Origin of the sequence: Thermithiobacillus tepidarius DSM 3134, from assembly GCF_000423825.1 — a bacterium.
Classification (GTDB): Bacteria; Pseudomonadota; Gammaproteobacteria; order Acidithiobacillales; family Thermithiobacillaceae; genus Thermithiobacillus; species Thermithiobacillus tepidarius.
On sequence record NZ_AUIS01000006.1, the window covers coordinates 87,571 to 104,273 of the forward strand.

The 16,703-nt window shown below is 68.6% G+C and carries 19 protein-coding genes; 12 read left to right on the top strand and 7 right to left on the bottom strand.

All coding sequences use genetic code 11. The features are described from left to right. Positions 1-24: 24 nt before the first annotated feature. A complete protein-coding gene (locus tag G579_RS0104115) occupies positions 25-840 on the bottom strand; it encodes a HoxN/HupN/NixA family nickel/cobalt transporter (protein WP_028989161.1) in 816 nt (271 codons plus the stop codon). Positions 841-1,073: 233 nt separating this feature from the next. Here G579_RS0104115 and G579_RS0104120 point away from each other — a divergent pair, with 233 nt between their 5' ends. The 4 genes from G579_RS0104120 to G579_RS0104135 all read left to right on the top strand — a co-directional run bounded on the left by G579_RS0104120 (position 1,074) and on the right by G579_RS0104135 (position 4,395). Continuing rightward, entirely contained in the window at positions 1,074-2,615 is a 1,542-nt protein-coding gene (locus tag G579_RS0104120; RefSeq protein ID WP_051180818.1) for a R3H domain-containing nucleic acid-binding protein, read from the top strand. 49 nt (positions 2,616-2,664) lie between these two features. Then, a complete protein-coding gene (locus G579_RS0104125) occupies positions 2,665-2,859 on the top strand; it encodes a hypothetical protein (protein ID WP_028989163.1) in 195 nt (64 codons plus the stop codon). Between the two features lie 13 nt (positions 2,860-2,872). After that, positions 2,873-3,079: a hypothetical protein gene (locus G579_RS0104130; RefSeq protein ID WP_028989164.1), complete on the top strand. Its 207-nt coding sequence runs from the start codon at positions 2,873-2,875 to the stop codon at positions 3,077-3,079. Between the two features lie 188 nt (positions 3,080-3,267). Next, a complete protein-coding gene (locus tag G579_RS0104135; RefSeq protein WP_028989165.1) occupies positions 3,268-4,395 on the top strand; it encodes a GNAT family N-acetyltransferase in 1,128 nt (375 codons plus the stop codon). A gap of 9 nt (positions 4,396-4,404) precedes the next feature. Here G579_RS0104135 and G579_RS0104140 read toward each other — a convergent pair whose 3' ends face one another. Genes G579_RS0104140 through G579_RS15770 form a run of 3 tightly spaced genes read right to left on the bottom strand, consistent with a single transcriptional unit; the run spans position 4,405 to position 6,601 of the window. Beyond that, a complete protein-coding gene (locus G579_RS0104140) occupies positions 4,405-4,848 on the bottom strand; it encodes an NUDIX hydrolase (protein ID WP_028989166.1) in 444 nt (147 codons plus the stop codon). After that, positions 4,845-5,567, bottom strand: a complete 723-nt coding sequence (locus G579_RS0104145; RefSeq protein WP_028989167.1) for a pseudouridine synthase — start codon at positions 5,565-5,567, stop codon at positions 4,845-4,847. Before G579_RS0104145 ends, G579_RS0104140 begins: the two co-directional genes overlap by 4 nt. Further along, positions 5,564-6,601: a class I SAM-dependent methyltransferase gene (locus G579_RS15770; protein ID WP_081662572.1), complete on the bottom strand. Its 1,038-nt coding sequence runs from the start codon at positions 6,599-6,601 to the stop codon at positions 5,564-5,566. The genes G579_RS0104145 and G579_RS15770 overlap by 4 nt, the downstream gene beginning before the upstream one ends. A 99-nt stretch (positions 6,602-6,700) precedes the next feature. Here G579_RS15770 and G579_RS0104155 point away from each other — a divergent pair, with 99 nt between their 5' ends. The 7 genes from G579_RS0104155 (at position 6,701) to G579_RS15780 (ending at position 11,998) form a co-directional block, all read left to right on the top strand. Beyond that, positions 6,701-7,738, top strand: a complete 1,038-nt coding sequence (locus tag G579_RS0104155) for an agmatine deiminase family protein (RefSeq protein ID WP_028989168.1) — start codon at positions 6,701-6,703, stop codon at positions 7,736-7,738. Beyond that, a complete protein-coding gene (locus tag G579_RS0104160; protein WP_028989169.1) occupies positions 7,735-8,625 on the top strand; it encodes a carbon-nitrogen hydrolase in 891 nt (296 codons plus the stop codon). Before G579_RS0104155 ends, G579_RS0104160 begins: the two co-directional genes overlap by 4 nt. A gap of 329 nt (positions 8,626-8,954) precedes the next feature. Further along, complete coding sequence (locus G579_RS15775; protein WP_081662573.1) at positions 8,955-9,809, top strand: hypothetical protein; 855 nt, start codon at positions 8,955-8,957, stop codon at positions 9,807-9,809. Between the two features lie 57 nt (positions 9,810-9,866). Next, complete coding sequence (locus G579_RS0104170) at positions 9,867-10,421, top strand: hypothetical protein (protein ID WP_028989170.1); 555 nt, start codon at positions 9,867-9,869, stop codon at positions 10,419-10,421. Between the two features lie 182 nt (positions 10,422-10,603). Then, positions 10,604-11,026: a MarR family winged helix-turn-helix transcriptional regulator gene (locus G579_RS0104175; protein ID WP_028989171.1), complete on the top strand. Its 423-nt coding sequence runs from the start codon at positions 10,604-10,606 to the stop codon at positions 11,024-11,026. Between the two features lie 116 nt (positions 11,027-11,142). Continuing rightward, a complete protein-coding gene (locus G579_RS0104180) occupies positions 11,143-11,670 on the top strand; it encodes a pyridoxamine 5'-phosphate oxidase family protein (protein WP_038018086.1) in 528 nt (175 codons plus the stop codon). Between the two features lie 100 nt (positions 11,671-11,770). Further along, positions 11,771-11,998: a sulfurtransferase TusA family protein gene (locus tag G579_RS15780; protein ID WP_051180820.1), complete on the top strand. Its 228-nt coding sequence runs from the start codon at positions 11,771-11,773 to the stop codon at positions 11,996-11,998. A 7-nt stretch (positions 11,999-12,005) separates the two neighbouring features. Here the strand turns inward: G579_RS15780 and G579_RS15785 are convergent, their stop codons facing one another. Then, positions 12,006-12,635: a 2OG-Fe(II) oxygenase gene (locus tag G579_RS15785; RefSeq protein WP_051180821.1), complete on the bottom strand. Its 630-nt coding sequence runs from the start codon at positions 12,633-12,635 to the stop codon at positions 12,006-12,008. 106 nt (positions 12,636-12,741) lie between these two features. Here G579_RS15785 and G579_RS0104195 point away from each other — a divergent pair, with 106 nt between their 5' ends. Next, the gene (locus tag G579_RS0104195) at positions 12,742-13,611 is read left to right on the top strand and encodes a tetratricopeptide repeat protein (protein WP_028989173.1); all 870 of its coding nucleotides are present in this window, start codon (positions 12,742-12,744) and stop codon (positions 13,609-13,611) included. A 397-nt stretch (positions 13,612-14,008) separates the two neighbouring features. On the opposite strand, the gene lon is transcribed toward G579_RS0104195, so the two are convergent. Then, the gene (gene lon, locus G579_RS0104200; protein ID WP_038018089.1) at positions 14,009-16,324 is read right to left on the bottom strand and encodes an endopeptidase La; all 2,316 of its coding nucleotides are present in this window, start codon (positions 16,322-16,324) and stop codon (positions 14,009-14,011) included. Continuing rightward, positions 16,321-16,695, bottom strand: coding sequence for an Hsp20/alpha crystallin family protein (locus G579_RS0104205; RefSeq protein ID WP_028989175.1), 375 nt, complete (start codon positions 16,693-16,695; stop codon positions 16,321-16,323). The genes lon and G579_RS0104205 overlap by 4 nt, the downstream gene beginning before the upstream one ends. Between the last annotated feature and the right edge of the window lie 8 nt (positions 16,696-16,703).

Here is a 16,703-nt window from a genome sequence, read left to right on the forward strand (position 1 = left end):
CAGCGCAGGGTGCGCCATGGGACTTCAGCCGTAACGCAGGCTGCGCCGGCCCGACACCGCCGCGGCAAGCACGAAGGCCAGCGGCAGCAGCGCGATCAGGGCGACGCTCAGCAGCCATTCCCGTCCCGCCTCCCAAGAGGACCAGGCCGGGCGGAAATAGCTGCCCGCCTCGTAAGCCGCCATGCCGAAGCTGAGGCCGACCACCGTGGCGCCCATGATGCGGGAAGCCAAGCGCGCCCGGGCATCGGCGCGAGCCAGCAGCCGCGCCACCCACAGGCTGTTGAGCCCGTCGCTGAGCATCATGCCCAGCATGAAGACCGCGCCCAGCAAGGCGCCGGTCAGCCAGCCGCCCCCGCTGGAGGCCGCCAGGGCCCAAGTGGCCGTCTGGCTCAAGGTGTCGAAGGCAAATGCGAAGAGCGCGCCCACCAGCAGCACGGCCCCCGGGCTGCGCGCCCGGGTGGCGAAGCGCAGGTAGCGTCCCTTCAATCCGACCGGGCGCACGACCTCGTCCCGGCCGGCCCGCAACAGGCTGAGCAGGTTCAGCAAGCCGATCAGGGTCAGCAGCGTCACCGAGGTCCACACGCCGACGGCGCCGAACCAGGCGGGTATGTGCAGCGCGCCGGCCAAAGCGGCCATGAGCACGGACACGCCGATCACCACCAGGCCGTGCCCCAGCGAGAACAATACGCCGGTCCAGCGCGCCAAGCGCGGACGGCGCTCCGCGTTGAAGCGCGCCAGGCCGTCGATGGTCGCCAGATGATCGGCATCGAGGCCATGACGCAGTCCAAGCACAAAGACGAGCCCCAGCCAAGCCAGCAAGCCATGCGGCGTCGGATCCATGACGTTTCCTCTGTGGTGACGTGAAAAGACTTGCCGTCGGTCCGCGACGCAGCGCGGCACGGCAACAGCCAGCATAGCCGCCCTGCCTGCCCGCGGCATGGGCAAAAAGGCCGGTGGCCGCCGGCGGGCCCCGGAGTTGAACCCCGCCGCTGGCCGCCTGTCTTAGTGGATAATGGCAAAATCATACGCCGTGCTGGCCGCTTTGGCCGGATCGGCCTCTCAAGCGACCATCGATGCTGAAAACCAAGCAAGTCATCACGCAAGCCCAGCACGACGATCTTTTCCGGCTCATCGCCACCCTGCCCGTGCCCGTGCAGGAGGCGCTGCAGGGGCAGCCCCTGGACGAATTGCTGGAAATCGTGCTGGATCTGGGGCGTCCGCCCCAAGCGCGCTTTATCAAACGCACGATCGAGCTGCTCGACCGGCCGGTGACCCACGACGATCTGCATTACGTGCTGGCGCTCGTGGGCGAGTTCAGCGCCGACAATCGCGCCGGCATCGAGCGCACCCTGCATCGCATTTCCGCCCTGCGCAATCGCCAAGGGCAGATCGTCGGCCTGACCCTGCGCGTCGGCCGTGCGGTGCTGGGCACCATCGACCTGATCCGCGACCTCATCGACACCGGCGCCAGCGTGCTGCTGGTGGGCCGCCCCGGCGTGGGCAAGACCACCAAGCTGCGCGAGATCGCGCGCGTGTTGGCCGATGATCTCGGCAAGCGCGTCATGGTCATCGACACCTCCAACGAGATCGCCGGCGACGGCGATGTGCCCCACCCCGCCATCGGCGGCGCCCGGCGCATGCAGGTGCCGCACCCGGATCGCCAGCATGCCGTCATGATCGAGGCGGTGGAAAACCACATGCCTGAAGCCATCGTAGTGGACGAGATCGGCACCGCGGCCGAGGCCGCGGCGGCGCGCACCATCGCCGAGCGCGGCGTGCAGCTGATCGGCACCGCCCACGGCAACACCCTGGAAAACCTGGTGGCCAATCCGATCCTGTCGGATCTGGTGGGCGGCGTGCAGACCGTCACTTTGAGCGACGAGGAGGCGCGCCACCGCGGCACCCAGAAGACGGTCAGCGAACGCAAGGCGCCGCCCACCTTCACCATGCTGGTGGAAATCGCCGACCGCGACGAGGTGATCGTCCACCGCGACACGGCCGCCGCCGTGGATGCCCTGCTGCGCGGCAGCGATCCCGGCGGCGAGCGGCGCAAGCAGACGGCGGAAGGCCAGGTGGCGGTCGAGCGCGCCACCGTGCGCGTGCGGCCGGCGCCGGGCAAGCCGGAAGCCCTGCCGCGCGAGCGCACCGTGCGCATCTATCCCTATGCCCTGAGCCGCGACTCGGTGGAGCGGGTCATCCGCGACCTGCGCCTGGACGCCCGCACCGTGAACCGGCCCGAGCATGCCGACCTGGTGCTCGCCCTGCGCGCCCGCGCCGACGATCCGCGCCTGCGCAACCTGATCGATGTCACGGACAAGCCGCTGCACCTGCTCAAGAAGAACACCACCGCGCAGATCCGCCATCTGCTGCAGCAGGTGTTCCATGTCATGGGCGGCATCGATGCCGACGAGGTACAGGATGCATTGCGCGAGACCGAGGCGGCGATCGAACGGGTGCTCAACGAGGGCGTGGAAGTGGAGCTGACGCCGCGCCGGCCGGCCCTGCGCCAGGTGCAGCACCGCCTGGTGGCCCGCCACCGCCTCGCCGCCGAGAGCACCGGCAGCGAGCCGTTGCGGCATCTGGTGATCTATCCGGCGGAAAGCGAAGTCTTCTGAAGGGCGCAGCTATACTCAGTGAACAAACCTGCCAACAGGAGGTGTCGTCATGCGTATCGTCAGCCAGGACAGCCAGGGCGTGACCATCGAATTCGACCAGGACGAGCTGGGACGCATCGCCGAGCCCATCATCCAGCACGCCGAGGAACTCAGGCGCTACGTGCTGGATCTGGGCTACGTGCTCGCCAACCACAAGGAAACCATGGAGCACCCCTTCCGGGAGCCGCCCCATGCCACCCATTGACGGAGGACCAGCCATGCACGTGATCGAGGAAAGCGCCAACAAGCTCGTCGTCCATCTGGACCCCAAGGAGGCCCGGGAAATCGCCAGCAACCTCCTGGAGCACGCCGAGCTCCTGGGCGGCCCGGCGGCAGGATTGGGACGCATGCTGCACGATGCCGGCTACGCCCTGCCGCCCGACGAACCGCCCCACTACGAGCACCACAACCCGCTGGAGGACTGATCCCGCCGGTCAGGGCCGGGCGGCAATCGCGGGCAGCCAGCTCCGACGGCATCCGGCACGGCCTGCAGGAGCTGGCCTGCCCGCGATCACGGCTCCCGGCGCAGGCGAAACGCTGCAGCGGCGATCTTGGCCAAGCTGTGGTATCGTCCTTTGCTACACTCGCCCATCCGTTGCCGCAGCGCCATCCCATGCACATCGAATACCTGGACAGCCTGGCCGGCATCGCCGCCGCCGACTGGAACGCCCTGGACCCCACGGGCAACCCCTTCCTGCGCCATGAGTTCCTGCACGCCCTGGAGGCGAGCGGCTGCGTGGGCCCCGGCACGGGCTGGCTGCCGCGCCATGTGGCGCTGTTCGAGGGCGGCGCGCTGCAAGCCGCCCTGCCCCTCTACGAGAAAAGCCACAGCTACGGCGAATACGTCTTCGACTGGGCCTGGGCCGAGGCTTACCACCGCGCCGGCCTGGATTACTATCCCAAGCTGGTCAGCGCCGCGCCCTTTTCGCCGGTCACCGGCCCGCGCCTGCTGACCGGCGGGCATCCCGAGCGGCAGCCGGCCTTGCTGCAGGCTGCCCTGGCCTTGGCCGACACGGGCTATTCTTCCCTGCACACGCTCTTCTGCCCTCCCGACGAAAGCGCGGCGCTGGAAAACGCGGGCCTGCTCATCCGCGAGGGCGTGCAGTTCCACTGGCGCAACGCCGGCTACCGGGATTTCGACGATTTCCTCGATCGCTTCAGCTCCCGCAAGCGCAAGCAGGTGCGCAAGGAGCGGCGCGAGGCTCTGGCTGGGGAGCTGACGGTGGAGTGCCTGCAGGGGCGGGAGATCGCGGCGGCCCACTGGGACGTGTTTTACCGCTTTTATCTGGCCACCATCCGCAAGAAGGGCGCCATGCCCTACCTCACCCGGGGCTTCTTCCACGAGCTGGGCGAGCGCCTGCCCGCTGCCTGCGTGCTGTTCCTGGCCCGGCAGGGCGACGACTACGTGGCGGGCGCCCTCAGCCTGCGCAGCGAGCACGCCCTCTACGGCCGCTACTGGGGCAGCCTGGACGAATTCCCCGGTCTGCACTTCGAGCTTTGCTACTACCAGGGCATCGACTACTGCATCCGCGAGGGCCTGGCCCGCTACGAGGCCGGCGCCCAGGGCGAGCACAAGATCGCGCGCGGCTTCCTGCCCGTGACCACCTACAGCGCCCACTGGCTCGCCCACCCGCAGTTCCGGCGGGCGGTGGCGGATTTCCTGCGGCGGGAGCGCGTGGGCCTGGCCCGCTACCGGGCGGAACTGGAGGCGCTGTCGCCCTTCAAGCGCGAGTCGGTCTGAGCGGCCGATTCACACCTGCACCAGCATCTCCAGCGGATAGCGTCGGCCGGCCAGGTAGTCGTCCACGCAACGCAGCACCTGCGGGCTGCGCAGCCGGTCGGTCCGGCCCAGCAGCTCCGCACGACTCAGCCAGCACGGGCCGATGATGCCCTGGTCCAGGGGCCGGTCGGGATCGTAGCCGCCGATCGAGCCGACGAAGGCCACGCGCAGGAAGGTGATGTCGCGCCGCGGATGGCGCCAGTGATAGATGCCGAGCACCGCCTCCGGCGTGAAGGCGTAGCCCGTCTCCTCCAGGGTTTCGCGCACCGCCGCCTCCGCCAGGCTCTCGCCCTCCTCCCAGTGGCCGGCGGGCTGGTTGAAGACGCGCCGGCCCTCCGCCTCCTCCTCCACCAGCAGGAAGCGCCCGTTCTCCTCCACCACGGCGGCGACGGTCACATGGGGGGTCCAGATCATGCCTTGTCCTCTCGATGCAATGCCAGTTGCAGGTCGGCGGGCGTCAGCTCGCGGTACGCGCCGGGCGCCAGCTCGCCCAGGCGCAGGCGGCCGATGGCCGCGCGGTGCAGGGCGGTGACGTGGTTGCCCACGGCGGCGAACATGCGGCGCACCTGATGATAGCGGCCCTCATGCAGGGCCAGGCGCACGTGCTGCGGACCGAGCACTTCCAGCTCGGCCGGCAGGCAGGGGCGTTCCTCGCCTTCCAGCAGGAGCGTGCCCGCGGCGAAGCGCGCGGCCTCGTCGCCGCGCAGGGGCTCGGCCAGGATGACTTCGTAGACTTTGGGAATGTGCTGCCGGGGCGAAGTCAGGCGGTGCAGCAACTGGCCATCATCGGTCAGCAGCAGGAGGCCGCTGGTGTCCTTGTCCAGGCGCCCGACGCTGGACAGCGGCGGCTTGCGCACCGCCCAGCGCGCCGGCAGCAGCTCGTAGATGGTGCGGCCCAGCTCCTTGTGGGAGCAGACGTAGCCCACCGGCTTGTGGAAGATCACGCTCAAGCCGTCGGGGTGGTCCAAGGGCTCCCCGTCCACTCGCACCGTGTCGGGCAGCACCTTGTCCGCCGGATTGCGGGCCGACACGCCCTGCACTTCCACCCGGCCCTGCCGCAGCCAGTCCCGCACTTGGCTGCGGCTGCAGTAGCCCAGGTTCGACAGCAGCTGGTCCAGGCGCTGGCGCTTCACTTCACCCCCGCCAAAACCTTGAAGCCTTCCGCCTGCGCCACCCGCTCATGGCGGCTCAGCTGCCGGTCCAGCACGTTCTCGTAGCTGATGAATTGATTGGCCACCAGGAACAGCCGCCCGCCCCGGCGCAAAGCGCGGCAGGCCGCCTCCACGAAGCGGTTGCCCAGCTGGTAGTCGGTGCCCTTGCCCGTATGGAAAGGCGGATTGACCAGCACGAAGTCGAGATCCTGCGGCAGCGGCTCGTCCACGCCCGCCCAATGGCACTGCAGCCGGGCCTGATCGAATTCGGCCAGATTCAGGCGCGCGCAGTCCAGCGCCCGCGCCTCCGCCTCCACCAGATGCAAACGGCGCACGCCCGGCGCCTTGCGCAGCAGCATGTAGCTCAGATAGCCGTAGTTGCAGCCGAGGTCCATGCCCTCGCCGCCGAGATCGGCGGGAATCTGCTCCGCCAGCAGGGCCGAGCCGCGGTCGATCTTGTTCCAGCCGTAGATGCCGGGCACGGTCTGGAACGGCGTGCCGGGAATGCGGGAAGGCTGCGCCGCCGCCTGCCATTCCTGCTGGAGCCGGCGGTCGACGTGGCCGCCATCGCTCCAGAACACGCGGCAGTGGGATTTGCTCAGATGGCCCGCCAGGCCGGCCAGGCTGCGCAGATTCTTTTCGTAGGTGGCCGCGCCCATCTCGTTGGCGCAGCTCACCACGAGCCGGCCGCCGGGCGCCAGGCGCCCCACCGCCTCCGCCAGACAGGCCAAACTCTCCCGGCGCTGCTTGGTGGGCACGAAGAGGAGCAGATCGAAGTCGCCGTGCAGGGCGGGCACCACCTCGAGACCCGCAGCGGCCAGTGCGTCCACGTGCGGCTTGAAGGTGCTCTGCAGCTGCAGCCCGGCCACGGCGGGATGACGCGCCAAGGCCAGGAGCTCCGGATGGAAGTCCGCGCGCAGCATGCCGACACGCAGCCCCGTCCCCGCCAGGAAGGGACCGGTGAGGACGTGCTGCAGGAGCAGGTTCAGCGCAAGCTCATGGGGACGGAGAGACATGGACGTAGTGTAGCGCAGTCCGGCGCGCGCTTCAGCCCGTATGGCCTCGCCGGCGGCCAGCGGCTATCATTGCGCAAACTCCGCAACCTGGATGCATCCATGCCACAGTACTTTCTGCCGCCCGAATGGGCGCCCCAAAGCGCCGTGCAGCTCACCTGGCCCCACGCCGAAGGCGACTGGGCGCCCCACCTCGCGCTGGTGGAGCCCAGCTTCGTCGAGATCGCTCGCCAGATCAGCCTGCGCGAGCGCGTGCTCATCGCCTGCAATGGCGCCGACCACTTGGCCCACGTGCGCGCGCTGCTGACCCGGGCCGGCATGGCCATGGCGCAGGTGCGCCTCTTCGCCGTGCCCAGCAACGACACCTGGGCCCGCGACCATGGCCCCATTACCGTGCTCGACGGCGGCCGGCCGCTGCTGCTGGATTTCGGCTTCAACGGCTGGGGGCTCAAGTACCGGGCCAACCTCGACAACCAGATCACCCGCCGCCTGCACGGCCTCGGCGCCTTCGGCGACGCGCCGCTCCGGACCATGGGCCTGATCCTGGAGGGCGGCGGCATCGAGAGCGACGGCGCCGGCACCTTGCTGACTACCAGCCAATGCCTGCTCTCGCCCAACCGCAATCCGCATCTCGACCAAGCCGGGCTGGAGGCGGAACTGCGTCGCTGCTTCGGTGTCGAACGGGTGCTTTGGCTGCACCACGGCTATCTGGCCGGCGACGACACGGACAGCCATGTGGACACCCTGGCGCGCCTCTGCGATCCGCAGACCATCGCCTACGTGCGCTGCGACGATCCGGCGGACGAGCACTACGCCGAGCTCCAGGCCATGGAAGCCGAGCTGCGGGCCTTCCGCACGGCGGACGGCCAGCCCTACCGGCTGGTGCCCCTGCCCTGGCCGGCGCCCAAGTTCGACGCCGAAGGCGAGCGCCTGCCGGCCACCTACGCCAATTTCCTGATCATCAATGGCGCCGTGCTGGTGCCCACCTACGATGATCCCAAGGATGCCGAGGCGCTGGCGGCATTGGCTGCCTGCTTCCCGGAGCGCGAGATCGTCGGCGTGCCCTGCGCGCCTCTGATCCTGCAGTTCGGCAGCCTGCACTGCGTCACCATGCAAATCCCGCAAGGAGTGGTTCCATGAGCAAGCGCACCCTCAGCGTCGGCCTCGTCCAGCACGCTTGCGGCGAGGACCGCGAAGGCAACCTGGAAAAAAGCCTGCGGGGTATCCGCGAAGCGGCCCGCCAGGGCGCCCGGTTGGTCCTGCTGCAGGAGCTGCACACCGGGGTCTACTTCTGCCAGACCGAGGACACGCGCCGCTTCGACCAGGCCGAGCCCATCCCGGGCCCGAGCACGGAGACCCTGAGCGGGCTGGCGCGGGAGCTGGGCGTGGTGATCGTCGGTTCGCTCTTCGAGCGCCGCGCGCCGGGGCTCTATCACAACACCGCCGTGGTGCTGGACAGCGACGGGCGGCTGGCGGGCAAGTACCGCAAGATGCACATCCCCGACGATCCCGGCTACTACGAGAAGTTCTACTTCACGCCCGGCGACCTGGGCTTCACGCCGGTGGACACCGCCGTGGGCCGCCTGGGCGTGCTGGTCTGCTGGGACCAGTGGTATCCGGAGGCCGCCCGCCTCATGGCCCTGGCCGGGGCGGAACTGCTGCTCTACCCCACCGCCATCGGCTGGGACCCGCGCGATGAAACGGCCGAGCAGGACCGCCAGCGCGAGGCCTGGATCATCAGCCAGCGCGGCCACGCCGTGGCCAACGGCCTGCCGGTGCTGGCCTGCAACCGCACCGGCTTCGAACCCGATCCGAGCGGCCAGGGCGCCGGCATCCAGTTCTGGGGTTCGAGCTTCGTCGCCGGCCCTCAGGGCGAGTGCCTGGCCCAGGCGCCGGTGGACCAGGAAACGGTGCTGATGGCCGAAGTCGATCTCGGCCGCTCCGAAGACGTGCGCCGCATCTGGCCCTTCCTGCGCGACCGCCGCATCGACGCCTACGGCGACCTGCTCAAGCGCTACCGCGACTGACCCCTTCCGTCCTCCGCCGGGACCCCTGTGCGGCCCCGGCCGATTCCGCCCAAAGTCCCAGTTGCCTCCTCGCCGCGTTGACACGCGCTCCCGCCTGCACTACAGAATTATTACAGTTTCATGACAAAAACCTTGCTGCGGGCAGGCACCGCCCCCGCATTGCCCAGGCCCGGTCAAAGCCGGAAACGTTTGCCCCGCCTTTTCGCCATCCGCTCCTCATCACGGCGGCCGCCGTACCGGGCCGAAGACACCGGACCGGTTGTGCGCATCCCTGGTGGGGCCGCCGTCCAGCCTTTGACAGTGCCACCACACAGGGAGGGAGCCGTCTCATGTTGAGCAAAGCTTCGCAATGGTCGCGCCAAGCCGATCCCGCCTTCGGCGCCACGCCCATGTACGCGGCCATCCCGTCTGCCGCCGGCGCGCCGCGGCACACCGGAATGAGCTCCCTCGACTTGGCTGCGCATGGCGGGGCGGAGATCCGACTGTCGCCCCAGCGGATCGCCAAGACGCTGGCCGCCGCGATCCTGCTGCTCACCTTGGCGAGCATTGCCGGCCAGATCGCCAAATACGTCTTCGGCTACGCGGGCCTCTTCGGCTTCGTGCGCCTTTTCCACCTCGACCAGGAAGGCAACGTCCCCACTTGGTTTTCCTCTTTCCTGCTGCTCTCCTGCGCCATCCTGCTGGCGGCCAACGCCAGCGCCGCGGGCGCGGCCCGCGCCCGCTTCGCCCGGCACTGGGCCGTCCTGGCGCTCATCTTCCTGCTCATGTCCGTGGAGGAGGTCTCCAGCTTCCATGAGCTGGTGGGCACGCGGATGCAGCATGCGTTCCAGACCACCGGCGTTCTGTATTACGCCTGGGTGATTCCGGGCAGCATCTTCGTCGCCATCTTCGCCCTCTCCTACCTGCGCTTCCTGTTCCATCTGCCGGCACGCACGCGCCGGCTCTTCCTGAGCGCCGGCCTGCTCTACGTCGGCGGCGCTCTGGGCCTGGAATTCGTGAGCGGGAACTATGCCGCGCTGCACGGTGAGGAGAGCCTGAGCTATGCCCTGCTGACCACCGTCGAGGAAGTGCTGGAGATGGCGGGCCTCGCCGTGTTCGCCTACGCGCTCTTGTCCCACACGGAACGCCACGTGGGGGAGCTGCGCATCCGGCTGGACGACGGCGGGCAGTTCCTGCGCCGTTGAGGCGCCGAGTTGGCGCAGCGGTTGCCAAGTGGCGGCAGCGGCTCCAGAATAAGGCGCATGAGCCAGCTTCCCGACAAAACCCAGCAGATCGTCCAGGCCCACGCCGCCCTCATCCATCGGGTGGTGCTGGCCTGCCATAACCGCGCCCAGGTCCCCGACCTCGATCAGGTGCTCAAGATCGCCGCGGACAACGGCTGGACCGAACTGGTGGCCGCCATCCGCCTGATCCTGGCCGGCCGCCGCGACCCTGGCGTCCTGACGGGCCTGGACGAGGAGGACGGCGTGGTGGCCCAGGCCATCCTGCGCGGCCTGCAGGACCCGAGCACCCTGCCCGACCCCAACGCCAAGCCGGACCCCACCCTGGCGGCGCCTGGTTTGGCCGCCATGATCCACCAGTCCGGACGCGGCAATACCCAGGTCCTGCAGATCCTGGCCGGCATGGCCGAGCAGATGTCGCGGGCGGGCGGCGACATGGCCCGCCTGGCGGCGGCCATACGGCCGCTGGTCAACGGCGAGCGCGATCCGGAAAAGCTTTGCAAGGGCATGGGCGCCCAGGGCGAGGGCTTGGTGCTGTCGATCCTGGCCGAGCTGGGCAAGCTGGAAACCCATTAGCCGCGCCGCCCGCCCGAACCTTGGCGTTGCACGAACGCCTGCTCCCCCGGCGCACTGCGCGACGCCCTGCTTGCGGCCAGCGCCGGCCGTTGCCTGCCTGCGCGCCGTACGGTAAGCCACCCCGCGCTTGCCGCAGCACTCGACCAGTTTGCATGTGCAAAGAAATCGGCTAATATCGAAGCATGTTCGATTGCTGTCTCTATTTCAATCTCAACGTGCTCACCCGCACGATCAACCGCATCTGGGAGGAGGCCTTCCAGCGCCTGGGGCTGTCCCCTTCCCACGCCTATCTTCTGCGGCTGGTCTTGGGCGAACCCGGCATCACTCAGAAGCGCGTCGCCCAGGCACTGGGATTGGCGCCCTCGACCGTCACCCGCTTCGTCGACGCATTGGCCGCCAAGGGCCTGCTGGAACGCGGCCCAAACGCGGCGGATGCCCGCGAATCGGCCCTCTATCCGACCGCGGCGGGACAGGCGCTGGAAGCTGAACTCGATGCCACCGGCCAAGCCTTGTTCCAGCGCATGCGCAGCACCCTCGGCGCCGAGCGTTTCGACCAGCTGGTGACAACCCTGCGGGAGGCGCAAGCGGCGGTGGCAGGGCAATGACTGTTTCGCCACACTTTTGTATGTACGCGTAAACCCATGGATCAGCCTGCTGCGGACCGCGCCACGCCAATCGAGTGTCCCTGCGGCAACGCATGTTCCCACCTCAGGAGACCATCATGGCACGGGATCTGAGCGATATTTTCCACGCTGGCGAACTGGAGGCGCAGCGACGCTTCAACCCCGCCGCTGCCTGGAGCGGACGCGCCGTTGAGGCGTTGGATCGGATGTTCCGCCAAGCTATCGACGAGGAGACCGCCTTCTTCATCGAAGGGCGCGAATTCTTCTTCATTGCCACCGCCGATACCCAAGGCCGCTGCGACTGCAGCTTCCGCGGCACGGAGCCCGGCCTGGACGGCCAGCCCCAGCCGGCCGTGCGGGTCATCGACCCCACCACCCTGGTCTTCCCGGATTACAGCGGCAATCGGCTTTACAACTCGCTTGGCAACCTGCTGATCAATCCGCGCATCGGCCTGCTCTTCATGGATTTTGCCCATGGCGACCGGTTGCGGGTGAACGGCCGAGCGGCGATCGTCGAAGACCAGGGGGATTACGGCCGGATATGGAGCACGGCGCTGCGCTACGTGCGGGTCGGCGTCGAGCAGGTGTTCTGGAACTGCGCCCGGCGGATACCGCGCCAGCCATGAGCCGGACTTGCTTTTGCATTACTGCGAACAGAAAGGAGGCACGCCGATGCGGCCATTCCCGCGACCAGCGCCAAGCGGCATTCGCGCCAGGCAGGTCAGCATGACCGACGGCGAAGCGGTGATCGACGTGCGCGGGCAAACCTGCCCCGGCTATCTGCTGGCCATCAACTGCGACGTGGATGCCCGGCCGCCGGGCACGCCTGCCCGGCTCCTGATCACCTATCCGCCCTGCGGCGACGACGTGCGGGCCTGGTGCAAGGCGCGCGGCATCGTCCTGCTCGGCATGGAGGCGCGGGCGGACATGACGGTCATCCGCATCCGCACCTGAGCGCCGATCACGACAGGTCGCCCAGCACCCCGCCCCGCCGGCGCCGCTCCTCGTCCACGCCGTACATCCAGCCTGTCAAAGTGTAGCGGTCGGCATGGCTGGGCAGCACTTCGTGCAGCACCTCGCGGCTCTTGAAGAGCACCAGCCGGTCCATGCGCGGCTCGATGACGCACGCGTGCGGGCCCAGAAGCTGCAACTGCCCGCCATGCGCCGGCCCCCAGCCGGGATTCAGAAAGTACACGAAGGTGATCAGGCGATTGCTGCCGTCGGCGAAGGCGTCCAGATGGGCCTTGTAGAAAGCGCCAGGACCGTAGTAGGCAGCATGGCATTCCAGGCGGCGCAGGCCCAGGAAAGCCTCCCGGTTGAGGGTCTGGCGCAGCGCCTCCATGCGGGCCAGGAAGCCGGCAATGGCCGGCGGCTGCGCCACGTCATCGAACCAGTGGATGAGGTCGCGGCGGGTGTCGGGAAGATAGCTCTCCCCTTCCCCGCGCCCGACCCGCGCCGGACGCCCCAGGCCGGCGGCGAAGATGTCCTGCATCTCGGCGCGCACGGCTGCGGACGCATCGGTACCGAGAAAGTCATCCAGCAAGACCACATCCGACGCGGCCAGGCGGTCGATCCAGGCGGTCCCTTCCATCGCAAACTCCGTGTCAGGCCTGCGGGACTTGTCTTGAGGGCCGGCTGCCCTCATATTGCATTAAAATTTTCTTGTCTTCTTATAACAAGATAGTACGGAGTGTAGCATGGCCAACAGCCCGCATGTGCAAGACGTCAATCTCGCCAATTTCGAACAGATGGTCCTGGCGGAATCCCAGCAGCGGCCGGTGCTGGTGGATTTCTGGGCGCCCTGGTGCGGCCCCTGCCGCGCCCTGGGCCCGATCCTGGAAAAGCTGGCCGACGAGTACGGCGGCAAATTCCTCCTGGCCAAGATCAACTCGGATGAGAACCAGGAACTGTCCATCAAGTACGGCGTGCGCGGCATTCCCGCCGTCAAGGCGTTCGTCGGCGGCCGGGTGGTGGACGAGTTCACCGGTGCGCTGCCGGAGGCCGGCGTACGCCAATTCCTGGACCGCATCATTCCCTCCGAGGGCGACCGGCTGCGCGCCGAAGCGGACCTGCTGCGCCGCGCCGGCCAGGATGCCCAGGCGGAAGCCAAGCTGAAAAGCGCCCTGGAGGTGGACCCGCAGAACGACCGGGTGCGCCTGGATTTGGCGCGCCTTTATCTGGAAAGCGGCCGCTATCCGGACAGCGCGGCCATGATCGAAGCCATGCACCCGGCGTTCCGCATGGAGCCCGAGGTCGAAGCCATCGCCGCAGTCCTGGAGTTCGGTCAGATCGCCGCCCAGGCGGCCGACGACGACAGCCTGCGCCGGACCATCGCGACCGCCAACGGCGATGCCCGCGCCCAAGCCCTCTACCAGCTCGCCGCCCGCCTGGTCCTTCGGGGCGACTTCGACAGCGCCATGGCGCAACTGATCGAAATGGTCCGCGACCACCGCGCCTACGGCGACGACCTCGGCCGCAAGACCCTGCTGAAAGTCTTCAACATCCTCGGCAACCAGGGCGAGCTGGTGAGCAAGTACCGGACCCTGCTGTCGCGCACCCTGTTCTGACCCGCAGCACCGCCCAGCCGCCCCCAAGCACCCTTTCCCTGGCCGCTGAGGGTATGCAGGGCGTGCCGTGCCACCGATGCCCGGCAGCGCTGGTCATGGACTGTCGGAGCGAGCTGGCTCGCGATGTAGGGGCGATCGGCACGGTGGATCGCGAGCCAGCTCGCTCCTACAACAGGTCGAGGAGCACGATCAACCAGCCACCGCGGCGCGCCCCCTTCCCGCTCTCGGCGGGAGCGGGGATTCCGGGCGGGCGCGGTGCCACACCAGGCAGCACCGGGCCGGCGAATAACGCGCGCAGCGCCCAGGAGCGAGCCGGCCCGCTCCTATCCTCAAACCTGTTGGGTTTCGCCAGCTCCGCCCGACAAACACCGGAACATCAAGCCAAACCACCACCCACTCACGCCAGCCCCGGAATCGCCGCCCGCAGCACCTCCTCGATCCGCTGCGCAAACACGAACTCCATCTCGCCGCGCACCGACTCCGGCAGCTTGCCGAGGTCCTTCTCGTTCTGGGCCGGCAGGATGACGCGGCGGAGGCCGGCGCGGCGCGCCGCCAGGACTTTTTCCTTGATGCCGCCGACCGGCAGCACGAGGCCGGTCAGGGTGATCTCGCCGGTCATGGCGGTGTCGCTGCGCACCGGCCGGCCGCTGTAGAGCGAGGCGATGGCCGTGGCCATGGTGACGCCGGCGGAAGGGCCGTCCTTGGGGATGGCGCCGGCGGGGACATGGATGTGCACCCCCGCCTTCGGCTTCGCGATGCCCAGCGCCTGGCCGTGGGAGATGATGTAGCTCTGCGCCGCCTTGGCCGATTCCTGCATGACATTGCCGAGCTGGCCGGTCAGCAGGAGCCTTTCGCCCTCGGGCAGCAGCAGGGCCTCGATGTAGAGCACGTCGCCGCCGGCCTCGGTCCAGGCCAGGCCGGTGGCCACGCCGGGCGGCAGCTCCTTGCGCGCCTGCTCCATGAAAAAGCGCGGCGGGCCCAGCAATTCGGGCAGCATCTCGGGCGTGATCGCTTGCGGTGCGCCGCCTTCGGCGATCTGCAGCGCCACCTTGCGCGCCAGGCGCCCGAGCATGCGCTCCAGCTCGCGCACGCCCGCCTCTCGGGTGTAGCGGTTGATGACGGCCAGCAGGGTGTCGTCGGACAGGGCGAACTGTTCGGCGCTCAGGCCGGCCTGCCGGCGCTGGCGCTCGAGCAGGTAGCGGCGGGCGATTTCCAGCTTTTCCTCGTCGCTGTAGCCGCTCAGGCGCAGGATCTCCATGCGGTCCAGCAGGGGCCCGGGAATGGTGTCCAGGGTATTGGCGGTGGTGATGAAGAACACCTTGGAGAGATCGAAGGGCAGATCCAGATAATTGTCGTGGAACTCGTAGTTCTGTGCCGGGTCGAGGATCTCCAGCAGGGCGGAGGCGGGATCGCCGCGGAAATCGCGCCCGAGCTTGTCGATCTCGTCGAGCATCAGCAGCGGGTTTTTCACCCCGGCGCGGCGGATGGCCTGGATGACGCGGCCGGGCATGGCGCCGATGTAGGTGCGCCGGTGGCCGCGCAGCTCGGCCTCGTCGTGCAGCCCGCCCAGGCTGAAGCGCTCGAACTTGCGTCCCAACGCCCGGGCGATGGACACGCCGAGCGAGGTCTTGCCCACCCCGGGCGGGCCGACGAAGCACAGGATCGGGGCCTTGGCCGTGGGGTTGAGCTTCATCACCGCCAGGTGCTCGAGGATGCGCTCCTTGATCTCCTGCAGGTCGTAGTGGTCCTCGTCGAGCACCTGTCGGGCCCGGGCCAAGTCCAGCTTGTCCTCGGTGGTCTCGTCCCAGGGCAGGTCCAGCACCAATTCCAGGTGGGTGCGCGCCACCTGATGCTCGGGCGAGGCGGCCGGCGTGCGCTCCAGCCGCGTCAGCTCCTGCTCGGCCTCCTTGCGCACCGGGTCGGGCAGCTTGGCCTCGTCCAGGCGGCCGCGCAGGCTGGCGACCTCGGCCTCCTCGGGATTCTTTTCGCCCAACTCCTGCTGGATGGCGCGCAGCTGCTGGCGCAGCAGGTACTCGCGCTGCTGGCGGTTCATCTCCGACGCCGCCTGGCCGGCGATCTCCTGGCGCAACTGCTGGATCTGCCGCTCGTCCAGCAGGTAGCGGTGCAGCAGCCGCATGGCCTGCAGCTGGGTCGATGCCTCCAGGAGCGCCTGCGCCTTCTCCAGGTCGAGTCCCAGCATGGTGCCCAAAAGATAGACCAGGTGCATGGGCTCCTGGATCTGCGCCACAATCTGGCGGATGTCCAGCTCCTGCACCGGCTGCGCCAGCGACTGGTACTCGGCCGCCAGGCGGATCAGCTCGCGCTGCAGGGCCTCGGCCTCGGCGTTTTTTTCCAGGGTCACCGGCACCGGCCGGAAGCGGGCGCGCAGGAAGGGCTGCGTCTGCTCGATGTCGATCAGCTCAATACGCTCCACGCCGTGCAGGATCACCTCCATGGTTTCCTCGGAGCGGACCATGCGCTTGACCACGGCCATGGTGCCGAGGCCGTACAGGGTGTCGCGGTCCGGCTGCTCCACCGTGGCATCGCGCTGCGCGACCACGGCCACGAGCTTGTCCTCGCGGGCCAGGCTGGCGTCGAGGGCGGCAATGGAGCTCGGCCGGCCGGCCGAGAAGGGACTGAGCACGAAGGGGAACAGCACGCTGTTCCGCATGGGAAAGACGGGCAGGGTGAGCAAATCTTCACTTTGATTCATGTCTGGGAACCCTCCGTGATGATGCGCACCAACAGCATGCCGTCGCGGTACTGGGTGACGGCCCGGGCCTGCTCCAAGGCGCAGGGCAGCTCGATCGAACGTTCGAAATGGCTGTAGGCGATCTCCAGCGAGTAGTGCTCGCAGCCTTCCACCAGCGCCATGTCGTAGCGCCGGCCGCGCACCGTCAGCCAGCGGCCGCTGACCTTGAGTTCGATTTCCTCGCTGCGCACCCCCGCCAGCTCGATCTTGACCAGCCAGCCCTCGCGGGTCCGGTAGATGTCCGCCGCGGGCCGCCAGCGCAGGGGCTGCACCCGCTCCCGGGTCGCCAGTTGCAGGCGCCGGGCCAAACGCATGAGATCGTCACTGTCCATGGTGGTCT

Coding starts and splice junctions, on each gene's coding strand:
- G579_RS0104130 (WP_028989164.1), top strand. CDS start 2,873: ATGCACGTGATCGAGGAAAGCGCCAACAAGCTCGTCGTCCATCTGGAC.
- G579_RS15775 (WP_081662573.1), top strand. CDS start 8,955: ATGTTGAGCAAAGCTTCGCAATGGTCGCGCCAAGCCGATCCCGCCTTC.
- G579_RS0104180 (WP_038018086.1), top strand. CDS start 11,143: ATGGCACGGGATCTGAGCGATATTTTCCACGCTGGCGAACTGGAGGCG.
- G579_RS0104115 (WP_028989161.1), bottom strand. CDS start 840: ATGGATCCGACGCCGCATGGCTTGCTGGCTTGGCTGGGGCTCGTCTTT.
- G579_RS0104135 (WP_028989165.1), top strand. CDS start 3,268: ATGCACATCGAATACCTGGACAGCCTGGCCGGCATCGCCGCCGCCGAC.
- G579_RS0104205 (WP_028989175.1), bottom strand. CDS start 16,695: ATGGACAGTGACGATCTCATGCGTTTGGCCCGGCGCCTGCAACTGGCG.
- G579_RS0104175 (WP_028989171.1), top strand. CDS start 10,604: ATGTTCGATTGCTGTCTCTATTTCAATCTCAACGTGCTCACCCGCACG.
- G579_RS0104160 (WP_028989169.1), top strand. CDS start 7,735: ATGAGCAAGCGCACCCTCAGCGTCGGCCTCGTCCAGCACGCTTGCGGC.
- G579_RS15785 (WP_051180821.1), bottom strand. CDS start 12,635: ATGGAAGGGACCGCCTGGATCGACCGCCTGGCCGCGTCGGATGTGGTC.
- G579_RS0104120 (WP_051180818.1), top strand. CDS start 1,074: ATGCTGAAAACCAAGCAAGTCATCACGCAAGCCCAGCACGACGATCTT.
- G579_RS0104195 (WP_028989173.1), top strand. CDS start 12,742: ATGGCCAACAGCCCGCATGTGCAAGACGTCAATCTCGCCAATTTCGAA.
- G579_RS15770 (WP_081662572.1), bottom strand. CDS start 6,601: ATGTCTCTCCGTCCCCATGAGCTTGCGCTGAACCTGCTCCTGCAGCAC.
- G579_RS0104155 (WP_028989168.1), top strand. CDS start 6,701: ATGCCACAGTACTTTCTGCCGCCCGAATGGGCGCCCCAAAGCGCCGTG.
- lon (WP_038018089.1), bottom strand. CDS start 16,324: ATGAATCAAAGTGAAGATTTGCTCACCCTGCCCGTCTTTCCCATGCGG.
- G579_RS0104125 (WP_028989163.1), top strand. CDS start 2,665: ATGCGTATCGTCAGCCAGGACAGCCAGGGCGTGACCATCGAATTCGAC.
- G579_RS15780 (WP_051180820.1), top strand. CDS start 11,771: ATGACCGACGGCGAAGCGGTGATCGACGTGCGCGGGCAAACCTGCCCC.
- G579_RS0104140 (WP_028989166.1), bottom strand. CDS start 4,848: ATGATCTGGACCCCCCATGTGACCGTCGCCGCCGTGGTGGAGGAGAAC.
- G579_RS0104170 (WP_028989170.1), top strand. CDS start 9,867: ATGAGCCAGCTTCCCGACAAAACCCAGCAGATCGTCCAGGCCCACGCC.